Below are 21,791 nucleotides of genomic sequence, written 5' to 3'. Positions count from 1 at the left end.
ATTTCTCACAGTGGAATGTAGATGGAGACTGGTATATTGGAATTGATCCTGTTTATGGAATTCCATCAGCCAAGGATACATCTGAACGGTTTTATGCAAATTCTTCTGAAAGCACTTTAGAAATTGATGGTTTCTTTAATTTTCATGGTGCCAGTGATCTTAGTCTGGAAGTATTGCACAGTTATCACACAGAGCATGGTTATGATTTCTGTTATGTGGAAATCCAGCAGGATGGCAGCAGTGCCTGGGACGAAATAAGCGCAATGTCTGGAATTGAAAACATGCATGTGGATCGTTTTGATCTGAGTGATTATGTAAATACTTATTCCAGGATCCGGTTCAGATTAAGTACAGATGCATCTATAGATGATCCCGGCTGGTGGCTGGGAGAAATGAAGCTGGTTTCTGCTACGGCAGTTGACCAGCAGGAAAATGAATTACCCGCAGCTACAACTCTTGGCGTGAGTTATCCTAATCCATTTTATCTCAATAATGGAAGAAGTGGAGTATGCAAGATAGATTTTGCTTTGGCAGTTCCTGGAGATATAGAGCTGGCTGTTTATAATCTTAAGGGCCAGAAAGTGTGCACTTTGATATCAGAAACAATGTTTAATGGGAAACACAGTGTAAGCTGGGACGGAAGGAACAGCAAGGGAAAACAGGCAGGCAGCGGGATATATTTTTATCAGTTAAAAACAGAATCAGAAACCTTGAACCGCAAAATGATCTTAATTAAATAAACAAGGAGTAAATGTGAAGCATATATTTGGAATATTACTAATACTGATTCTTGCGTGTGGCTTACAGGCATCGGTCAGCTATGAAAACAGCAGTAATCATATTGATATTCACATCACAAATAACGGTGAATTATCTAATGAAAATGGAGTATATTACAGCACTCTGGCATTTCCTGCCCGGGAAGTGAGTCTGGAAGTGATAGATTCTCAGGTGAGTCTTTTCGATAATGCTGGAAATCTTATTGATGATCAAAGAAGGCTTAAAGCCGATAATATAGCTGTGGAAGAAACGATGGTGATGAGAGATTTGATCATGCATCGCATCAGAATAGATCTGGAAAGTAATGAAGCTGGAAATAGAACTGTTATCGATAATGCTGTGATCAGATTGCAGGCAGAAAGTGAGATTGAAAATATTCAGGTAATATCTTCCGTTTTTGCCCCGATTTATAGCAAAATAATTGATAATTATGAAACCTCATACTTACGCAATCTGGCTGAGATGCCGGCAAAAATGCTGATCATTTCTCATGATAATCTGGATAATCTGAGCTATTTTACCGACTGGAAAAATGCACGGGGAATAGCAACAGAAGTAGTAAATAGAGAAGATCTTGGTGCTACGGCTAATGACATAAAGGATTATATTCAGACAGTTTATGAGACAGAAGAGCATCCTCCTGATTATCTGTTGATCATTGGTGATGTTAATGGGGCATTTTCAGTCCCCGCTTTTTATCATACACATTTAGCGGAAAGTGATGTTACTGACCAACCATATACTTCACTGGATGGTGATGATTATTTCCCTGAGATGATAGTGGGAAGATTTTCTATCGATCAGGCAGATAATTTAAATACTATTATCTCCAAAATATTGAATTATGAGAAAACACCATATATGGATGATCCAGACTGGTTTGAGAGAATGGTCGTGGTGGCAGGTAATCATAGTGATGTTCCTCCTTCGCCAACTACTCCAGTTACAACCAGTATGTGGCTGGCAGAAAAGGCACGGGATTATGGTTATCAGGATGTGACCGAAATATATGACTGGTATCCAGATTATCCCAGCCCTAATACGAGCGTAATCAAGAATGCCATCAATGCCGGAGCAGGTATAGTTACTTACAGAGGCTGGGGAAATGCCTGGGGCTGGAATTATCCCTATTTCCATACCGAAAATATTCAGGAACTTACAAATAGCTTTTATCAACCAATAATGACCTCAATCGTGTGTAATACTGGTGATTTTGCTAATGCATATGTTGACCCCTGCTTTGGCGAACTCTGGTTGACAGCAGGAAATACTACAAATCCCAAGGGTGGAGTAGCATTTGTGGGACCTTCAAATTTGCATACAAGCACCCGCTATAATAATGCCATTTTTGCCGGGTTCTATCAAGGTTTATTAGACGAGGGAATTCATACTTTTGGTACTGCTGTGCTGCGGGGAAAGATGGAACTTTATGAAAACTATCCTCTTAACCATGGTACCGGAGATTGGGTAGAATTTTATTATTATGTGTATAATATCCTCGGTGATCCCTCTTTGAGCATCTGGACAAAAACTCCTATGAGTATGTCATGTGATTTGCCCGAAGAGATCTCTATGGGTCAAAATTATCTGGATATTTATCTACCTGAACTAGACAATGGAATGGTCACTGCCAAAAAGGGTGATGAATTTATGGTGAGTGAATTTGTGCGAGATCACTCAGCTACATTATATTTTAATGCTATGACTGAAGGCACTATTGACATTACCATAACAGCAGTTAACCATCTTCCTTTAATTACAAGTGTAGAAGTATCAGAGGCAGCTGTTGATCCCGTTATAACTGATATTGAACCAGACGGAGATATACTGGCTGGAGAAACTGTATCAGTAGATATCACACTCTCAAATCAGGGAAGTGAAAGCCAGGCTTTTGCTGCTGAACTTTCTGAATTGACAGGAATGGCTGAGATTCTCACAGAAGGTCTTGATTTTGGCACCCTCGATGCTGGTGCCGCAGCTACTCTCACTGCTGAAATGACTATTTCTGGTGAATGCCAGAATGGCAATGAATTATCATTCCTGATGTCCTTTGATGGTATTGATAATACGATCAAGTTTCCTTTGACAGTTGATAATTTCATGCTCTATCCCACTGAAATAGTAGTAAATGATGCTAATGGTGTATTGCAGCCCGGAGAAACCTCTGATATCACTGTGAGTATTGCAAATATGGGAAATGTGGCAGCTACGGGATTAAGTGCTATTATCATTTCAGCAACTACTGCTTTAACGGTTAATGATAGCATTTATCAGATCGGTGATCTGGCAGGAGGAGCAACAGGCGAGGCAGTTTTTAATGTATCAGCCGAAGCTTCTGGCTTTAATGGCAGAGATGCTGGAATATATCTTCATCTGGAAGATAATGCCGGCAGAATATATGAAACCAGTTTCAATGTCACTATTGGTGTAGTAAGTAATACTGATCCCACAGGACCCTGCATTGGCGGATATTATGCCTATGACAGCTTTGATACTGGCTATGAAGAAGCACCAGTATATTTCTGGGAAGAAATTGATCCGGAACTCGGGGGACAGGGTGATGTCATTCTAATGACTGATGATCAATCTAATGATATTGCTTTACCATTTGATTTCACCTATTTTGATGCCGTATATGACAGCATCACAGTCTGCTCAAATGGCTGGATTTCTTTCGATACTACCTGGCAGTATTATTTCCGTAATTGGAGAATCCCTAGTGCTTTAGGACCATATGCACAGATTTGTGCTTACTGGGATGATTTGCGGGGACCTGATAGTGGTATTGAACCATTAAGACTTAGTCATTATTATAATACCGAAGAGGATTACTTTGTTATTGAATGGAGTGATTGCTTTAACCGTCAGGATAATACAGCTGCTGAAATATTTCAGATTGTGCTTTATGACCCGAGTGTTCAAGAATATGCCACTGCCAGTGGTAATGGTATAATCCAGGTAAACTATCAGGTTATTAGTAATCCTGATGATGATGACAATTATTCTACGATAGGAATAGAAGACCTGTATCAGGAAGATGGCGTGCTTTATAGTTATGCAAATATTTATCCTGCATCAGCTACTGAGCTGCAAAATGGACTGGCAATTAAGTACACTACAGAAGCACCAGATACATTTACAGGGAATGAAATAACTGATCTTGTACCGTCAATGCCTGTTTTGAATGCAAATTATCCTAATCCATTCAATCCTGAAACTACCATCAGTTTCTCGCTTCCTGAAAACACCAGTATTGAGCTGGCTGTTTACAATATCAAGGGTAAGAAAGTAAAAACCCTGGCTTCTGGCAATATGGATGCTGGTGATCATGAATCCATCTGGTATGGAAGAGATGATGATGGTAAGCAGGTTAGCAGTGGAGTATATTTTTATAAACTGAAATCAGATCGCCACACTACAACTAAAAAATGCGTTCTGATGAAATAAATAAGAATCAATTACCGGGGAGAATTTTCTCTCCGGTAATTTAAAAAAGGGAATATGTTTGGATTAATTATTGGATTAGTTATTCTAATTGGCTGGGGAGCCCATGAATTCTGGGATCATAAAAGAAATCGTGGCAAAATTCCTGAGATAATTCATATTAATGGTACCAGAGGTAAATCTAGCGTTACACGTTTGATAGCTGCCGGGCTAAGGGCAGGTAACTATCAAGTGATTGCCAAAACCACGGGTTCTGCTCCTCGTATCATTTATCCCAGTGGTAGAGAAAAACCTATTGTGCGACTATTTGGTGCTAATATCAGAGAACAATTGAAGATCATCAAATATGCTTCAAAAAAGAATATTGATTATCTGGTTCTTGAATGTATGGCAGTTACTCCCGAATACCAGTGGACAACTGAGCATAAGATGGTGAAATCCACAATTGGTGTGATCACAAACTCGCGCCCGGATCATTTGGACCTGATGGGTCCTGGTTTAAGGAATGTTACTCTATCCATGTGTAACACAATACCGGATAATGGCTTGATATTAACTTCTGAGAACAGGGTTTTCCCGTTAATGAAAAAAGTGGCTGACCACAGGCATACTGAATTTGAATACGTAAGTAAAGAAGATATCACAGAAGCAGATATGCAGGGTTTCAGCTGGATAGAGCATCGGGATAATGTAGCATTATCTCTGGAAGTTTGCCGCAGATGTGGAGTAGATAGAGAAATTGCCTTGAAAGGGATGTATGATTCCACTCCTGATATTGGTGCTACTGAGATTTTTAGATATAAAATCAATGGTAAGGAATTATTCTTTGCTCATTCATTTGCTGCCAACGATCCGGAATCCACTTTTGTTTTGATGGAATATATCCACACAATTCATCCTGAGATTCCAGGTGTGGCAATCGTATTGAATACCAGAGCTGACCGTATGTTCAGGTCAAAACAGCTGGCAGAGATGCTGGGTAATCATCAATTTGACGGTTTATTCCTGATTGGTGATCAGGAATTGACAATACATAATTATGCAACCGGACATGGAATTCCGGCAGAAAAGATATATCCACTTGGCTGGAGCAAAGGAGATGATCTGGTGAAAGAGATTTGTACTCTTGACCCCGAAAAGATACTCGTATTCGGGATTGGTAATATTGGTGGTAATGGAGGTCCTATTGTCGATTATTTCAAAGAGAGGAGTAACTAATGTTTGAAGCCGCTATTGGTTTAGGAGTTTTAGTAAGTTTATTCTTTCTGGAAACCTTTGGCACAACAGCTGGAGGTATAGTAGTTGCGGGATATATAGCAATGTTTTTGCATCAGCCCTGGACAATACTGGGAACGCTGTTGATCAGTTTAGCTGTATATCTGATCGTAAAACTGCTGGGAAAGATAATGTTCATTTATGGACGTCGCCGGATGGTGATATCTATCCTGCTTGGGTTCATTTTTGGGTGGCTGGTGAGAACTTACGGTTTCTATTCGGGGATTCCGGCAGATTATTCCGTAAATGTAATTGGATATATTATCCCTGGTTTGATCGCTAATGCAATGGCGAAGCAGGGAATTACAAGAACTTTAACCGTTATGTTTGTTGCTGCTGTATTGGTCAGATTACTGATCAATGTGATCTTTGGCGGCGAATTAATATCAATAATGTAAGGGCAGGAATATGTTTGTACCAAGTGCAAAGTCTAATTTAAGTCTAATAGTTTTATTTCTGATTTCCATCTTATTATTTGTCTGGGTAAATAACTCCCGGATGTTCATCAAGGAAAAGTATTACTCTGAAAAGATGGAAGCTGCCCTGCTGATGAAGCAGGCTACAGAAGCTCTTAAGGATTATCGAACTTTTTGTGGAGCCTATTGTGACCCCGAAAATGATCCCAATCAGAGCGGTATCATTGGTCTCAAAGAAACTCCAATCACTACTGATAGAGGCTCATTGGAAGGTAAGCTTACCAGCTTGAACCCGAATTTTGCTGCCGTAATGGTTTCAATGTTCAAAAAGGCAAAACTATCTGAAGGTGACCGCATTGCCGTTAGCTCAACCAGTTCGTATCCCGCAATAAATATTGCCGTGTATGCTGCTGCAAAAGTGTTGGGATTAAAAGTTGTGAGTATTAATTCTGTGGGGGCTTCCATGTTTGGAGCTACTGATCCTGAATTCACCTGGCTGGATATGGACTCATTTTTATATGAAAAGGGTATCTTTCCTTACAAAACAAAAGCAGCCTCCATCGGTGGTGGTAGAGATCTGGGACGTGGGTTAAATGTTCTGGGAAGAGATATGATCCTGAAGGCTATTGAAAGAAATGATGTTCAAATGGTTCGTGAAAATGATCTGGATAGAAATATCAATCGCAAGATGGGGATTTATAAAAGTAGTTATAAAAAGTATGAAGCCTATATTAATATTGGTGGTGGATTATCATCAATAGGATCTTCTATAAATGGTAAATTGATTACTGATGGCTATCATAGAAGTATTCATAATAATAATATACCCCGTAAGGGCACAATGTTTGAATTTGCCGAAAACGGCACTCCAGTTATTCATCTGGCTGATATTTCAGGGATTGCCCAAAAATATGAACTACCCCAGGCTCCGGTTCCAGTTCCCGAAGTTGGTGTTGGCAGGATGTATGTTGATGAAAGGTACAATGTCACAGTCGCTATTATTTCTCTGATCATATTAATGGCTCTGATCGCTGTAGTGATCTTTTTTGATCATAGTCAGATGAAATTACGTGATGATGAGGTAAATTCATAAATGAAAAATATAGCCAGAGAGAAAGTATTATTTCTACTGATTTTTATCCTGATGGTTGTTATGGTGGTAAACGCAGGACAAAAACAGAAAAAATACTATGTATTTAACGCTTCCAGTGGAAAGATGTATAGATATCATAAACTGAAACCAGGTGAGAAATATATCTGGGAATCAACTTCTCCTGACAGTATCACTGTTATAAGTCGCCTGATCACGAATTCAAATACTGCTGAGCAATATTCCTATGATGCAATTTATGATGGTGAAACGCATACAGTAACCCGTAATCTCAAGGTCAGCAAAATTTCTCGTGGTGTAAATGGTGATAAGGTATCTTCCTGGAACAGCTACAGATTCAATCTGACTATGCCTGGTAAAAAACTTATTATCTCCAATTCTTCCGGTCATCAAATGCTTGTGAAGGTTAATCCAGATAAAAGATCGGTTAAAAAGCATAAAACTGAAACTGATTATATTGCCTATCCTCCTGATTATTATGATAATAACCTTGATATCCTGGTCAATGACAAGGCATATACTTATTATCAGGGTAAAGATAATGACATTACTCTTGACCTGCAGGGACCGCTTAATCTAAAAATAATCAATCGGCTGATCGTTAATGATGTGGAAAACCTGTCTTTTAGCTGGACAGCATTACTGGATAATGAGGAGATTTTAGAAGTTATTGATTCCCTGCCCTATTCAACTTCCTGCCTGGCAGACAGCAGCAGTATAGTTACTCAGGGGAAAATTAATATTATCAATATTCCCAAAGGTAAACATACCGTGAAAATAGTTGATGCCCAGCCTAAAGGGATATTATATAGATTATATATCTCAAAATCAGCCTTAGGAAATTAATAGATATGAAAAGATTTCTTTTTGTTACCCTGATACTCCTAACCATTATCTCTTTATGGTCCAGGAATATTGCACTTGATAGTGAAATTGATATTGGTTTTGAGTATGACAGCAACGTTATACGACTTTCTGATGATGATCAGGATGAATTTCTGGATAGTGATAATCCTGATAAATATTTGATATCATCATTGGATGATATGATCATGAACATGACCTATTCTTTAAAATTAAAGCATTACTTCTTTGCAGGTCATACTCAGATTGATGAATTTAAGCTCAACTTTGATAAATATCTGGAAAATTCTGTCAAAGATACTGGCTACCTCTCTTATGGGATCAGGCAATATTTTAATAGCAAACTTAATATGAGCCTGAGATATTATTTCTATCCCCAGATATATGTCAGACAATATCACAGCGTGCTTGATGATGGAGATGAATATCATGAATTTGAATACAGCAAAAATTATTATACTATGAACCTTAACTGGGATGTTCAAAAGCATCTTGATATCAAGTTTGAACTGCAATATTCACAATTATTTTTTAATAAATGGTTTACTGAATATGATGCAGATATTTTAACTTCAAATATTTATCTGAACTGGCAGCCAGTGAGTAAATTTGAGCTTCTCTGTCGTTACGGATGGCGGATTTCAGATACTGATGCTGAAGATGCATTTAATGATCCTTCTGCTATTGATGTTATCAAGGATGCAGCTTATAGCTCAAATATTTATGCCCTTGACCTTAAATTCAGAAAAATGCCGGGTAAAACGACTCTTAATCTCGGCTACAAACTGGAAACCCGCTTCTTTGATTCAGAGTATGAAGATGATACTTATCACTATAACCGTAATGACTACATCCACGTAATTAGTACCAGCCTTTATAAATCATTACATAAAAGGTTATCTTTGCTTGCGAAAGCTGAATATGGCTTCCGGAATACTGAATCACCAGCTCCAGATGTAGCAACTGATAAAGAATATAATTACTGGAATGCTGGAATTACATTATCCTATGACATTAAGCTTAGATAGGGTTGATTTTTGAAAAATAAATTCAATGATAAATGGACAACATATTTAGGAGATAAATTCAATCCCCTGCTGTTGACCGATATTGTTTCTGGCAGTAAAATAGTTGTTGGAGTTCCACATCATGCCCCCCGGGGTATAACTCGCATGCTGTGTGATCGCAACGCTGATGAAAATGCCGGATATCTGGGCAGCTATCTTTCTCAGGAACTCAATTGCTCCTGCATCATTGCCAGCCGATATTTCTTTGACCCGAATAAGGAAGAAGGCTCAGATTATTTCCGTTTCATCGAAAAGCTTGATCCTGACCTCGTGATTGAAATTCATGGGCATGACTCCAGAAAGGCAGTTTATGACATAGAAATCTCTTCTGGACCTGATGACCCTGAATATGCACAAGAATTTGCTGAAAAACTGCTGGAAAAAACCAGCGTAGTTGATCAACTGGCTGATCTCACTCTTTCGGGTGATTATCAAAAGATCTATTTCACTGCTCAATATTCAAAAACAGTCACTGATATTCGCTGGAATACTCTTCATATTGAATTGCCCCGAACCATTAGAATTGATCCTGATTCCAGTTTTCCTCCCCAGATAGGTTTCGCCTTAATGGAGATTATCACCCGGATCATTACCGGTGAATAAAAATTATTAGCTTAAATAAAAAACCCCGCTTTTGCGGGGTTTTTTTATTGTTATTAAATCTTAAATTCTATTATTCACCCACTGGGGCATCTTGATCTGCTACAGTCATATCTCCCCTGTCATAGATATAACCTGCTGTGAAATTAGGATCAGGATGAGGTTGCCACCAGTTATCAAATATTCCCTGTGTTCCGTCGAAATAATCTGCCAGTTCCGGATATGCCACGATAACATCTACCTGCTCACGAGGATATTCAAGAATTCCTTCCAACTTCAAAGCCCAGGAATACCCCTCTACTGAAGTAAAGGCATTCTCTCCATATAATGGGTCTGACATACCTCCTGCAGGGGTATTATCGTCGCCAGTGCCAAACAAAGATTGCTGACTGAAAAAGCCTGTAACAAATTCTCCAGGAAGATGAATCTCATAACCTAGGATATTATCAACTGTGATGTATGGGTTTAAATCATTTAAATTAAATATTGGGTCACCAGGATTGAAAGGAATTAACTGATTATAATCTATCCTGATCTTGATTGTGATCGTATCTACCCAGGGTGCATCAGCATTTGTATTCATTGCCAGAGATCCGTGTGGTGGTGCCATCACGTCATAAACGTCATCAAAAAAGTGAAACTGCAAATAACCGGGAGATGTCCACCAGTTGATCATATCTGTGCCGTATGCTGCTGCTACCTGACCTGAGTCTAATGGCAGTTGATCACCGTTGGAGTCATAAGCACTAAATGTGATTACGTCACCCAAAGAAGTATTCAGAAAAGCATTACTCTCAAAAATTATATCGAAACCATTATGGAAAGTTGCACCAGATGCTACTACCTTAGCACTTAATTCAATATAACGCAGATAATCTGCCTCGAAGCGTAATTTACCCCAGGTCTCCACTACCATATCATTGAAATCATAATCTCCCTTTAGGGGCCAGTTGTCTTCATACATCAAGGTAAGCACAGAATTAGTGCCAGGAACATAAAGGGTGCCATTGCTGCGAATGTCACGAACTGGATCGACTGTCATTTCATGATATACTGTATTGCCTATAACGGGGATTGTTGCCTGCTGCCCATCATATTCCAGGATCACTGAATTGGATGATTCCGGCAGAGTAATATCTGTCCTGAGTTCTCCATCGCTATTCGTAGATAATTGAAATGCCAGATTATTCTGGGTTTTATACAGAGAAACCTCTGCTCCTTCTACTGGATTACCTTCACTATCATTCGCTATCACTACTACTTCAACGATCTTCGTGAAATCCCAGTTAAAACCGTCTGGTATCTCTAATTCATCCAGATGTTGTGCTTTATTAGCAGTAACAGTATCATTAGATGTACATCCAATGACCATAAATATTACGACAACAACTGCATATAATTTTATTCCTTTTATCATTATCCCCCCTAAGAATTTTATTAACGTTTAGCAAAAAAATTGAAATTAAGGAAATTTGTCAAATTATATTTTCCAGCCATAGATTTTATGAAACAATTAATTATATTATTTGATGACAGGAATTCAATTTCTCCCCTTTCACTTAGATTGCACCTCTGGATTAGTAGGATTAGCCTAAATTTCGTGGACATGATAATCTCCCGTGTAATATTGTCTTTAAATTATATGAAATTATTAATAGGTGAAATATGAAAATTAAATTTCTGCATCTAATGAAAGGTGCCGGTCAGGCAGAAGGAATTGCCGTGGTAATTGATGTATTCAGAGCTTTCAGTCTGGAAGCATATCTATTTAATGCGGGAGTAAAGGATATCATTGCCGTAGATGATCTTAATATTGCGCGCCAGCTAAAAGCAGAAAATCCGCATTATCTGCTGATTGGTGAAAGAGAAGGCATCACCCAGTCTGGTTTTGACTATGGTAATTCTCCATTTTATACTAAAAACCTTGATCTTAAGGATAAAATCGTTGTACACGCTTCCTCATCAGGCACGCGTGGTCTGGTAGCTGCCATGAATTCTTCTGCTACTGAAGTGCTTACCGGCAGCTTTGTGAATGCCCGGGCTATTGCCAATTATATAAAAAGAAAAAAACCTGAGACGGTTTCGCTGATAGACATGGGTTGGGCCGGTCAAAGAGCAACCCTGGAAGACACGATCTGTGCTGATTATCTCCATCATCTGATCACCGGCAGTAAATTCAATTATCCTGATTGTATCTATGAAATCTATTGCACCGATGGGCAGAGATTTTTTGACCCCGAGAATCAAAGTTCTATGCCCCGTGAAGATTTCTTCCTCTGCCTGCGCCCCAATATTTTCCCCTTCATCCTCAAAGCAGAATCATCAGCAAACGGAAATATCCATCTGCGAAAAATCATCCCCACCAAGCAGGAGTTTTGAGCTGTAACCAGAACAAGACTTCTGGCGACCAGTTATAACCTCACAAACCCAACATCTGCTGCCCAGAACTCCCTCGATTCAGTTTACTCCGTCCACCCTGTCCACTGCGTCCACCCCGTCCACAAACCCCCATCTTCTCAAATTTTATACCATAATATTTGACATAAATAATATCCCAAAATTATAAGTTTTAGAAATTAAATATAGTTATTAAGGAGGTATAAATGCCATTCATCTCCAATACAGACAGAGAGCGGCTGGAAATGCTGCAGGCCTGTGGAGTTGCAAAATTTGCTGACCTGATCAAAAACATTCCCCAGGAGTTTCTGGATAAAGCAGAATTCCATCTGGGAAAACCTCTCAGCGAACTGGAACTTATCAGAGCACTCACAGACCTTACTGAAGATAATGTACCCACTACGGAAGCTATTTCTTTCCTCGGTGGGGGGATTTATGACCATTTTATTCCCGCTGCTGTGAATCATATCATCAGCCGACCAGAATTCCTGTCTGCTTACACGCCTTATCAGGCAGAAGTCAGCCAGGGTACTTTGCAATACATCTATGAATATCAAACTATGATCTGCGAACTCACAGGCATGGAAATTTCCAATGCCGGCATGTATGATGGTGCCACTGCTGCTGCGGAAGCTGTGCTGATGGCAGTGCGTAAAACTAAAAAATACCGTGCCCTGATACCCTCAACCATTAATCCGCTTTATCGCGAAGTTATCAAAACTTACACCAGCGGTATTGATGTAGAATTAATTGAGATCAAGCAGAAAAATGGTACTATAGACCTCGCACATCTGCAAGCTGAGCTTAATGATGATACGGCTTGCGTGCTCATGCAAACCCCTAATTTCCTGGGATTCCTCGAAGATGTTTTTGAAATAGAAAAAATTACCCACTCTGCCAAAAAAGCTCTGCTTATTCCCATAGTTGATCCTATTTCACTCGCGGTGCTTAATTCCCCTGCTGAATATCAAGCTGATATTGTAGTAGGCGAAGGTCAGGCTCTGGGTAATTCTCAATCCTATGGTGGACCGCTTTTCGGATTTCTGGCTACCAGTGAGAAACTCATCCGCACCATGCCGGGTCGTCTTTCCGGTGCTACCCTCGATGTGGAAGGAAATATCGCTTATGTGCTCACTATGCAGGCTCGTGAACAGCATATCCGCCGCGAAAAGGCTACTTCTAATATCTGTTCAAATGATGCTCTCTGCACTCTTGCTGCCACGGTATATTTATGCCTCATGGGCAGCCGCGGACTTAAGCAGGTGGCTGAACAATCTACTGCCAAAGCTCATTATCTGGCAGCAAAACTCTCTGAACTCCCTGGGTATGAATTATATTCTACAGCCCCATTCTTTAAGGAATTTGCCCTTAAAACTCCCCATCCCGCGGAATATATCTGCGAAGCACTCAGCGAGTGGGATGTATATCCCGGAATCCCCATCCAGCAATTTGGCTATGAGGATCTTCTGCTGATAGCAGTAACGGAAAAGATCACCAAAGATGATATGGATCAACTGGTGGATATGCTGAAATCACTTGATCAGGCTGAGGAGGAATAATGAGCAAAACTATATTTGAAAAAAACTCTCCCGGACGCAAAGGCTACACCTTACCTGAAAATGATGTAGATTATAAACTTAATGACTGTATCCCCCCAAAATTCCAGCGTAAGGAAACTCCCAGATTGCCCCAGGTTTCTGAGCTTGATGTGATGCGGCATTTTATAGAGCTTAGCCATAAAAATCATTTCGTAGAAAAAGGCTTTTATCCCTTAGGCTCATGTACCATGAAATATAATCCCAAGATTAGTGACACTATGGCAGCAAATATTGCTCTAACTGATATACACCCCTTCCAGCCGGAAAATTCCGTGCAGGGTGCATTGCAAATACAGTGGGAATTACAGCGTGATCTGGCAGAGATCAGCGGATTTGCCTCAGCTACTTTGCAGCCCGTTGCCGGTGCTCAGGGTGAATTTACCGGCATCAAGATTATAGAAGCCTATCATAAAGCCAAAGGTAATAATAAAAAAACTATTATCCTCCCGGATTCGGCGCATGGCACTAATCCTGCCAGTGCTGCTTTATGCGGCTATAAGATTATCGAAATTGCCTCTAATGATAAGGGTATGGTTGACCTGGTGGCCCTCAAAGAAGTTGTTAATGAGGATACTGCCGGATTTATGCTCACTAATCCCAACACGCTCGGGATTTTTGAATCACAGATTTGCCAGATTTCAGAGATCATCCACGCTGTAGATGGCTTGATGTATATGGACGGAGCAAATTTCAATGCTCTAATGGGCTTAGTGAAACCCGGTGAAATGGGATTTGATGTGATGCACTATAATCTGCATAAATCATTTTCAACACCTCATGGCGGTGGCGGTCCCGGCTCTGGTGCCGTAGGCGTAAGAGCAGACCTCGTGAAATTCCTGCCCTATCCCATGGTAGCTGGAAATAGAGATGAAGGATTTTTCCTCGATAGTTCTCATAAAGCTACATCAATTGGTAAAGTCCACAGCTTCTATGGTAATTTCATGGTTAATGTCCGCGCCTGGATCTACTTGAAAATGCTCGGTAATCAAGGACTCAAACGCGTCTCAGAAAACGCCGTGATCAATGCCAATTATCTCATGCGGAAGCTGGAAAAATACTACTATGTGCCCTATAACGAGAGCTGCATGCACGAATTTGTTGCCAGCGGCATCTGGCAGAAAAAGGAAAATGGGGTTCATACCCTGGATATTGCCAAAAGACTACTCGATAAAGGCTATCATGCTCCCACTATCTATTTTCCGCTCATAGTGCCGGAAGCTATTATGATCGAGCCTACTGAAACTGAGAGCAAAGAAACTCTCGATGAATTTATCCAGACCATGATCGATATTGCCGCTGAAGCCAAAAATAATCCTCAAATACTCCATGATGCGCCCCTTAATACCCCCATCAGACGTGCAGATGACGTCCGAGCCGTAAAACAGCTCAACGTAAAATTTGATCTCTGCAATATGCCCCTAACCTGCGAAGAATAATTATAAGCATAATTTAATAATAAAAAAGCTCTCAGCAAACCCTGAGAGCTTTTTATATTTTTATAGGTCCTATAGGTCATATAAGCCCTATATTCCCTCCCTACCCGAAAAACCTCGCAAATGGTGCTTGCACCTTCGCAATGTTCAATACAATGGTCAGACCATTTCATCCCCTGAATTTTGCCAGCAGTAACTTTTTATTTGACAGGTTAAAAAACATCAAATGTATTGTATATAGACATATTCGGTGAAAGGAAAAGGAAGAAATGAAACTGTGAAAATCGCAGTATATCAGGATGTTAGCCTAAGGAAAAGGAGGATCTATGCACAAATCGAAAAAACCAATAGGCTTATGGTCAGCAGTTTCAATGGGAATAGGTGCCATGGTGGGAGCTGGTATTTTTGCACTGCTTGGTGAAGCGAGCTCAATTTCAGGGAGTGCTGTTTACATTTCATTTATTATCGGTGGTATTATTGCCCTGTTCAGCGGCTATTCTTTAGGAAAGTTAGGTGCACGTTATCCATCTGCGGGGGGAATGATAGAATATTTAACTCAAGCTTATGGGGTTGGTTTTTTTACAGGTACTATGGGTATCATACTTTATTTCGCAGTTATTGTTTCCTTAAGCTTAGTGGCTAAGGCATTTGGTAATTATGCCATATCATTTTTACATATAAATGACACCTCTAATTTATGGCATCATTTATTTTCCAGTGGAATCATCATTCTGTTTGTTTTGGTCAATCTAAAAGGTGCAAAAGATGTAGCAATCTGGGAAAGGCTGATAGTCGGGATTAAATTTACTGTTTTAACTGTGCTGGCTATTGTTGGTATCATGTATATAAATCCATCATTAATATCTCCTCAGAATTATCCACCCACTAAAGACATTTTTTTCAGTGTGGCAATTACCTTTTTTGCATTTGAAGGTTTTAGGGTCATTACTAATACAGCGGAAGATATGCCCAATCCCGCCAAAACACTTCCACATGCCATAATGTTAGCGATTTTACTGGTTATGTCTCTTTATGTTGCAATTTCGTTCGCAGTTTTTGGCACCTTATCTGTAGATAAAGTAATAGCTGCTAAAGATTATGCATTAGCAGAAGCTGCATTACCATTATTTGGTCATGTTGGTTTTGCTGTTGTAGCAATTACGGCTTTAATTGCCACCGCATCTGCTATTAACGCCAGCTTGTTCGCTGTCACAAATGTAACCTATCAATTAGCTAAAGATGGGGAACTTCCAGCTGTATATGGTAAGCGCATTGCCCACAGTAGTGAGGGTTTGCTTGTCAGCGGGTTTTTAATTATTATTTTATCTCTTTTATTTGATTTATCTGAAGTTGCAGCTATCGGCTCAATATCAACATTATTCATTCATACAGTGACCCACTTGGGACATTTAAAGATAATTAAAGAAACGGGTGCATCAAGGATCTTAGTTTTTCTGGCAGGTTTATTAAGTCTTAGTGCTATAGTACTTGCATTCATTTATCTCGCTAAGGGGTCAAGTCATGTTATAAGTATCCTTATTGGCTTTCTCTTTATAGCAGCAATTATGGAATTTTTACTTCAAAAGATTGCAAAAAGAAAAATCAGGCCGAGAGTTGTATGATAATTTTATAAAAGGCTAACAAGATGTTATCTATCTAAGCTTTGAGAGATATAATCAGAGGAAATAGTAAAATGATAAAAGAAAAATATACGCAATTGTTGTTATCTCACCCAATCAGTTGGAAAAGGATATTGATATTTTTTATCCTGGCGACTGCAATATCTAATGTTTTCAGATTTGATATTTTCGAAATCAAATCGGGGTTAGAAGAACTTCCGACCTGGATATTTATTTTAGTTACTGTTTTTCTTGAAGGTAGTGGAGTTCTTATAGGTGCGTTAATAGCTATTTCATTTTTGAAGAAAAGCAGGAAAACAGAAATATCGCTTTTCGGAACATCAAAATCAAAAAGCCTTATAATGGTAATAATTCCTATCATCATTTTAGCAGTAATTGGAGTAAAAAATGAATTTCAACTGAACTCGCATCTTTATGGGTTTATTGCTATAATCGGGACTTTACTCTATTGCATAATGGAGGAATATGGCTGGCGAGGTTATTTGCAAGAAGAATTGAAAACATTAAAATCCTGGCAAAAAAATCTAATAATCGGATTTGTATGGTACTTGTGGCATTTGTCTTTTTTGACGAAAGCAACTGTTGGAGATAATCTTTTCTTTTTGGGAATGTTGATTTTTGGGAGTTGGGGAATTGGACAAGTAGCGGAAGCAACAAAATCAATCCTGGCTAGTGCTTCTTTTCATCTGATTATCCAGATTATGATGTTCAATGCGTTAATTAAAAACGGGATTAACGGAACTGAAAAACTGATAATTTTAGGTGTTTCAGTGGTTTTATGGTATGTGATTATCAAGAAATGGGAAAGAGAAAATATTATTGCTATGCAGTAAATAAAAAATAGCGGTTTAAATACTAAAACAAGATTACAGGCAAAAAATAAGAGTCATTTGTAAACTGCTACTTTCATATACTATTTGACAGAAAAATCATTGTTTTGAAAAATATTTTCTGGATGTATAGTTGCTTGAATAAATAATGAAATGATTTTTTTCACGTGAGACAGCGCAGTTTACAAAATTGGTAATTTATTTCCACTGGGAATGTTTGAGGGGAATTAACCAGGACGATGAGGGGTTTAAAGCAATTAGCAGATTCTGCTAATGAAAAAAAATGGCTTTTAGCTCCTGGGTGGTGCGGAATTATCCGCACCACCTGATTTTGTTTTACTACTGTTTATTTCGTAAATACAATTGAGAAAAAGACTATTTCTATATATAAAAATCTTTACAAAGATAGAATCTAATAATGAATCGGTCATTGAGGGAATAGAAAAATGCAGATTAGACCTAATGATATCCAGAATAGAGAATTTACTGATTTGCGCGAGGCTTATTCAATTGAAGCAGCAGCAGTTTTTGGTTACAATAGTTTCAGCAGCGAATTATCAAACCGGATTTTATTGAAATTATTAAACAATTCCCGGCAGATAGATGCGGAAACCAGAGCTGTGGGGCACATACTAAGGACAGAGGCAGATAATTATTTAAAAGAATTGCAGATGTATTGCTATAAGTTTGCCTTAAAACTAACCAGTGAACCGGAATTAGCAAGTGATATCACCCAAGACTCTATAGTTGAACTATTCAAGAATATTGATCAGGTAGAATTTATTAAAGGTTGGTTGAGAAGCACTGCTTATAATAAAACCATGATTGCAATTAAAGATAAGATCAATTTTGGATTACTGTTCTCAGAACTGGAGCTGCAGCAGGCTCAATATCATGACCTTAGCAATTTAGCTGAATCTACCTTGATAAAAACCATGCCGGAAGACCAGTTGAAAGAACTTCTGGCAGAAAAAGATTATTTAATGTATATAGTTATTAAAAAGTATCATAGTCTAAAAGAGTATTCCATTGCCGAGGAGATTAGTTACGGCACTGCCAAAAAGCACAGTCACATCATCCGAAGAAATCTCAAGGCTGCTTATTTGCGTAAACTTGGCTGGCAGGCAAAACCGGAAATTCTCACTTATAAACAATATGACAATCTAAGAAGATTTGTCCAGCGGCTGCTGAAATTCAGCCAAAATAATGAAATTAACCGGCTGAAACGCTACTGCTCAAAGATTGATCATCACCAGGTGAAAAAGATTCTGGCTCAAATTACCACGATCAATGACTGGGGAGTAAAGTATCTGGGTGCTCATGATTATTACCTGACGCTCTGGGATAAGGACAACTGGCAGATCATTGTATTAATGACCATCAGTGTACCGCCAGATAAATCAATTTCGATTCTCACCTGTAAATCAGTTAAGTGCATGAAAAAGATGAAGAATAAATTTAATAAAAAAATACCCCTGGAAAAAGGCTTAATAACGCTAAAATTTGAAGAACTGGTAAAATATATGTCAAAACCGTAATTTTTTACCCACAGATTACACGGATATTTCGCACGAACCAGAGCTTCCAGCTCTGGATTCCCAACCACAAATTTTTACAATTTTAAAAACTGCCTAGAATAAATAAAAAAAACGCATTTTTACCTCTGCTGCCTTATTAATTATAAATCAATAACATAACCGACTAATTTCGTCTTCAAAATAAATAAATAAAATTTTTTTGCCCAATTGCGGTAACCTTTTGGGCTTTTTTTACACTAATAGATGAGAACCTGTTTGGAGGAAATTATGAAAAACTGGTTGATTGCTGTATTAGTTGCCCTGTTGCTGTTGTTTTATGTGAATTGCCAGGCAGATGGTTACCCGAAAAACATCCCTGTTTTCACAGGAGATATCAATGATCCTGAAGTTTATGTAGTAGATTATGAAGATGAATATCTTGTAGTGGAATACAATGGCGAGATATATTATTACCCGATTGAATGAGTATTTATTTTAAGAGCATAATATTATAGATTTTTTAAGAAGAAACGAAACAAGAAAAAAGCTGCAGCGATTTCTTGACAAAAAAAGGAGGATACTATGTTTAAGAAAGTAGTATTCATGATTGCAATTATGGCATTTGCACTTGTAGCCAGTGCATCTGTAGTAACAGTACATATTGAAGAAGGTAGTTACGAAGCTACTCAATTGAAGGTCGTTTTAGAAAAAACCGGAGATGATATTGTAGAGATTCGTAATGGAGAATGGGTAGGTGGAGAAACAGTAGTTTTTTCATTCCTTTTTGATGAATTTTATGGTACAACAAAAATTATTGTTCAAGGATCAAATTCTATGGATTCTGATACTTATGTAAATGACCAACCTATGACTTGGGGTGAAAATGATGCTTATATATATCTAACAAATGGGTCAATCCCATATGATCCAACATGGCAACAAGAAGATCCTGACTAAACAACTAACAGCCTGTCGGAAAAATCCGGCAGGCTTTATTGAGGTCAAATATGAAAAAAGGTAAATATATTTTTTCTTTTCTGATTCTTTTGCTGACAGTGAACATGCCTTCCCAGACGATAGATTTTGAAGTTAATGAACCGTTTATGACATCTTATAAAGTTCATTATGCAGATTGTTTAAGGTGTTATGAAGATATGGCAATATATCATGCTGGCTGGGGGATAGCAGTACTGGATACGGATGAAAATAATGAAATAATAGAATTATCAAGATTATATTGTGAGCCATTTGATTCAATCTGCCGTGACGGGAATTATCTATATCTATCTTATACAGATAATGATGATTATGAAATCGATAGTCCATTAATTATTAGAAAAATCGATATAACTGATCAGCAAAATCCTGAACTCGTTGATGAATTGGAATTAAACACACTGGCATATAGTAATAATATTCACATACTGGATAATTATTTATATGTTATGGTGTATGATCAGCAGGAATATTATAGAATAGATATTAATGATTTTTCACAATATGATATTCATTATTTGAATTCAACTAATACAGAGACATTTGGTAATTATATGCTGAGTTATAACGAAGAAGATCAGTTTATTGTATATCAAAGCATCGAAGACAGTCTGGAAATAATAGCAGATAATATTGATCTCTTTGGACCTCACCAGAATCAGACAATAAAAAACATTAAATGGCTTGCTGAAAACCATGTCTGCACAATTGCCACTAACAGTTTGATTCTCTGGGATATTTCTGATATTACTAACTGGCAGCAGACAGATTTTTTTACGATTCCGGAATATTCTGGAATTAACTGGAGTGGAGAGATCGTAATAAAAGATAGTTCAGTATATTTAAATACAATAGAAAACATATACCAGCTTGAATTAGATGAGGATTATCAAATAGGAAACGTGATTGTGCATGTCCCTGAGTGTGAAATAAGTGCATATACAATAGGGAATATTAATAATAAATTACTTATACCAAGTGGATTAGAAGGAATTGGTAAATTTAATATAGAGGATAATAATTTTATCTGGGAAGGTTTTTTCTATGATAATCCCTATTTATTTTCCCAGCATATAATAGGTGATGAGTATTTCTTAATGTCTGAGAGTTTTTATAATTATGAGGGTATAAAACATTATAACTTAAGTAATCCGGAAGAACCTGAATTACTTGATATTCTACTTCCATACGATAATTATATTTTTATGTATAACAGCAAAAACTTTTTTTTCATGCATGATTATGTGGAAAATGAAGTCTGGAATGTGTACCAGTATCAAGATAGTGAACTACAATTGTTAACTACTATCTCCTTGGATGAGTATAGTGATGTCTTTTTTAATATTTATACTGATGAATTTGATGAAGATACTTTTTATTTGATCAATTCTCAAACTGGTGAATTACTAAAATACCAGGTAAATAATGAAACAGCAGATATTGTCTTGGAGAGCACTTTTGCAGATCAGGAGATTGGATTCATAAGTAATGGTTACGGTTACTTTTTTAGAGAAACTGGAAATTCTTATGATCTGGTAACATATAACGGATTTTTTGATAATCAACCGGCAATTTTTAATGAATATCAGAATATCACCAATGGCATTTATGCGGAGATAGGATATATAGATAGTGATTATTTATATATCACTACCCTGGATAGTGAATGTGAGGTGTTCGGTTATGCAAATGGAGAATTGACGGGACAAAGCTATTTACTATCTACTTTTAATGCAAAACCTGATTTTTTCTATCATGATTATTTGATATGTCACGATTATAATATGCTGCATGTCTATCAAGTATCAGAAACCACATCTGGT

The 21,791-nt window shown here is 38.0% G+C and carries 18 protein-coding genes; 17 read left to right on the top strand and 1 reads right to left on the bottom strand.

From position 1 onward, the window contains the following. The 8 genes from RAO94_11420 to RAO94_11385 form a co-directional block, all read left to right on the top strand. Nucleotides 1–740: T9SS type A sorting domain-containing protein (locus RAO94_11420; GenBank protein MDP8322949.1), on the top strand; the 740-nt coding region annotated here is incomplete at its 5' end. Between the two features lie 13 nt (nt 741–753). Further along, entirely contained in the window at nt 754–4,227 is a 3,474-nt protein-coding gene (locus RAO94_11415; protein MDP8322948.1) for a C25 family cysteine peptidase, read from the top strand. Nucleotides 4,228–4,281: 54 nt separating this feature from the next. Then, nucleotides 4,282–5,442, top strand: a complete 1,161-nt coding sequence (gene pgsB / locus RAO94_11410; protein ID MDP8322947.1) for a poly-gamma-glutamate synthase PgsB — start codon at nt 4,282–4,284, stop codon at nt 5,440–5,442. Continuing rightward, the gene (pgsC, locus tag RAO94_11405; GenBank protein MDP8322946.1) at nt 5,442–5,897 is read left to right on the top strand and encodes a poly-gamma-glutamate biosynthesis protein PgsC; all 456 of its coding nucleotides are present in this window, start codon (nt 5,442–5,444) and stop codon (nt 5,895–5,897) included. Before pgsB ends, pgsC begins: the two co-directional genes overlap by 1 nt. Nucleotides 5,898–5,907: 10 nt before the next feature. Beyond that, nucleotides 5,908–7,008: a poly-gamma-glutamate system protein gene (gene pgsW, locus RAO94_11400; protein MDP8322945.1), complete on the top strand. Its 1,101-nt coding sequence runs from the start codon at nt 5,908–5,910 to the stop codon at nt 7,006–7,008. Then, the gene (locus tag RAO94_11395; protein ID MDP8322944.1) at nt 7,009–7,872 is read left to right on the top strand and encodes a hypothetical protein; all 864 of its coding nucleotides are present in this window, start codon (nt 7,009–7,011) and stop codon (nt 7,870–7,872) included. It abuts the gene before it with no gap. Between the two features lie 5 nt (nt 7,873–7,877). Then, nucleotides 7,878–8,918: a hypothetical protein gene (locus RAO94_11390; protein ID MDP8322943.1), complete on the top strand. Its 1,041-nt coding sequence runs from the start codon at nt 7,878–7,880 to the stop codon at nt 8,916–8,918. 9 nt (nt 8,919–8,927) lie between these two features. Continuing rightward, nucleotides 8,928–9,560 (top strand): hypothetical protein, encoded by a 633-nt coding sequence (locus RAO94_11385; protein ID MDP8322942.1) that lies wholly within the window; start codon nt 8,928–8,930, stop codon nt 9,558–9,560. Between the two features lie 70 nt (nt 9,561–9,630). On the opposite strand, the gene RAO94_11380 is transcribed toward RAO94_11385, so the two are convergent. Beyond that, nucleotides 9,631–10,974: an LruC domain-containing protein gene (locus tag RAO94_11380; GenBank protein ID MDP8322941.1), complete on the bottom strand. Its 1,344-nt coding sequence runs from the start codon at nt 10,972–10,974 to the stop codon at nt 9,631–9,633. A 248-nt stretch (nt 10,975–11,222) separates the two neighbouring features. Between RAO94_11380 and RAO94_11375 the strand changes: the two genes are divergently transcribed. The 9 genes from RAO94_11375 to RAO94_11335 form a co-directional block, all read left to right on the top strand. Then, nucleotides 11,223–11,936, top strand: a complete 714-nt coding sequence (locus RAO94_11375) for a 2-phosphosulfolactate phosphatase (protein MDP8322940.1) — start codon at nt 11,223–11,225, stop codon at nt 11,934–11,936. Between the two features lie 224 nt (nt 11,937–12,160). Next, a complete protein-coding gene (gene gcvPA / locus RAO94_11370; protein MDP8322939.1) occupies nt 12,161–13,513 on the top strand; it encodes an aminomethyl-transferring glycine dehydrogenase subunit GcvPA in 1,353 nt (450 codons plus the stop codon). Beyond that, nucleotides 13,513–14,988 carry an aminomethyl-transferring glycine dehydrogenase subunit GcvPB gene (gcvPB, locus tag RAO94_11365; protein MDP8322938.1) on the top strand — a complete coding sequence of 492 codons (1,476 nt, stop codon included), beginning with the start codon at nt 13,513–13,515 and terminating at the stop codon, nt 14,986–14,988. The genes gcvPA and gcvPB overlap by 1 nt, the downstream gene beginning before the upstream one ends. 323 nt (nt 14,989–15,311) lie before the next feature. After that, nucleotides 15,312–16,607, top strand: a complete 1,296-nt coding sequence (locus tag RAO94_11360) for an APC family permease (protein MDP8322937.1) — start codon at nt 15,312–15,314, stop codon at nt 16,605–16,607. A 71-nt stretch (nt 16,608–16,678) separates the two neighbouring features. Next, a complete protein-coding gene (locus RAO94_11355; GenBank protein MDP8322936.1) occupies nt 16,679–17,458 on the top strand; it encodes a CPBP family intramembrane metalloprotease in 780 nt (259 codons plus the stop codon). A gap of 443 nt (nt 17,459–17,901) precedes the next feature. Further along, nucleotides 17,902–18,993 carry a hypothetical protein gene (locus tag RAO94_11350; protein ID MDP8322935.1) on the top strand — a complete coding sequence of 364 codons (1,092 nt, stop codon included), beginning with the start codon at nt 17,902–17,904 and terminating at the stop codon, nt 18,991–18,993. A 267-nt stretch (nt 18,994–19,260) separates the two neighbouring features. Then, nucleotides 19,261–19,458, top strand: coding sequence for a hypothetical protein (locus RAO94_11345; protein ID MDP8322934.1), 198 nt, complete (start codon nt 19,261–19,263; stop codon nt 19,456–19,458). A gap of 96 nt (nt 19,459–19,554) precedes the next feature. After that, a complete protein-coding gene (locus RAO94_11340; protein MDP8322933.1) occupies nt 19,555–19,929 on the top strand; it encodes a hypothetical protein in 375 nt (124 codons plus the stop codon). A 50-nt stretch (nt 19,930–19,979) separates the two neighbouring features. Then, nucleotides 19,980–21,791: hypothetical protein (locus RAO94_11335; GenBank protein ID MDP8322932.1), on the top strand; the 1,812-nt coding region annotated here is incomplete at its 3' end.

This window comes from Candidatus Stygibacter australis (assembly GCA_030765845.1).
Taxonomy (GTDB): domain Bacteria; phylum Cloacimonadota; class Cloacimonadia; order Cloacimonadales; family TCS61; genus Stygibacter; species Stygibacter australis.
The sequence above is the reverse complement of the archived record's forward strand: the minus strand, read 5'-3'. Positions and strand labels throughout refer to the sequence as shown.

Bases quoted from the DNA above. Each gene is read 5' to 3' on its own strand.
- pgsB (MDP8322947.1), top strand. From the start codon at position 4,282: ATGTTTGGATTAATTATTGGATTAGTTATTCTAATTGGCTGGGGAGCC.
- pgsC (MDP8322946.1), top strand. From the start codon at position 5,442: ATGTTTGAAGCCGCTATTGGTTTAGGAGTTTTAGTAAGTTTATTCTTT.
- pgsW (MDP8322945.1), top strand. From the start codon at position 5,908: ATGTTTGTACCAAGTGCAAAGTCTAATTTAAGTCTAATAGTTTTATTT.
- RAO94_11395 (MDP8322944.1), top strand. From the start codon at position 7,009: ATGAAAAATATAGCCAGAGAGAAAGTATTATTTCTACTGATTTTTATC.
- RAO94_11390 (MDP8322943.1), top strand. From the start codon at position 7,878: ATGAAAAGATTTCTTTTTGTTACCCTGATACTCCTAACCATTATCTCT.
- RAO94_11380 (MDP8322941.1), bottom strand. From the start codon at position 10,974: ATGATAAAAGGAATAAAATTATATGCAGTTGTTGTCGTAATATTTATG.
- RAO94_11375 (MDP8322940.1), top strand. From the start codon at position 11,223: ATGAAAATTAAATTTCTGCATCTAATGAAAGGTGCCGGTCAGGCAGAA.
- gcvPA (MDP8322939.1), top strand. From the start codon at position 12,161: ATGCCATTCATCTCCAATACAGACAGAGAGCGGCTGGAAATGCTGCAG.
- gcvPB (MDP8322938.1), top strand. From the start codon at position 13,513: ATGAGCAAAACTATATTTGAAAAAAACTCTCCCGGACGCAAAGGCTAC.
- RAO94_11360 (MDP8322937.1), top strand. From the start codon at position 15,312: ATGCACAAATCGAAAAAACCAATAGGCTTATGGTCAGCAGTTTCAATG.
- RAO94_11355 (MDP8322936.1), top strand. From the start codon at position 16,679: ATGATAAAAGAAAAATATACGCAATTGTTGTTATCTCACCCAATCAGT.
- RAO94_11350 (MDP8322935.1), top strand. From the start codon at position 17,902: ATGCAGATTAGACCTAATGATATCCAGAATAGAGAATTTACTGATTTG.
- RAO94_11345 (MDP8322934.1), top strand. From the start codon at position 19,261: ATGAAAAACTGGTTGATTGCTGTATTAGTTGCCCTGTTGCTGTTGTTT.
- RAO94_11340 (MDP8322933.1), top strand. From the start codon at position 19,555: ATGTTTAAGAAAGTAGTATTCATGATTGCAATTATGGCATTTGCACTT.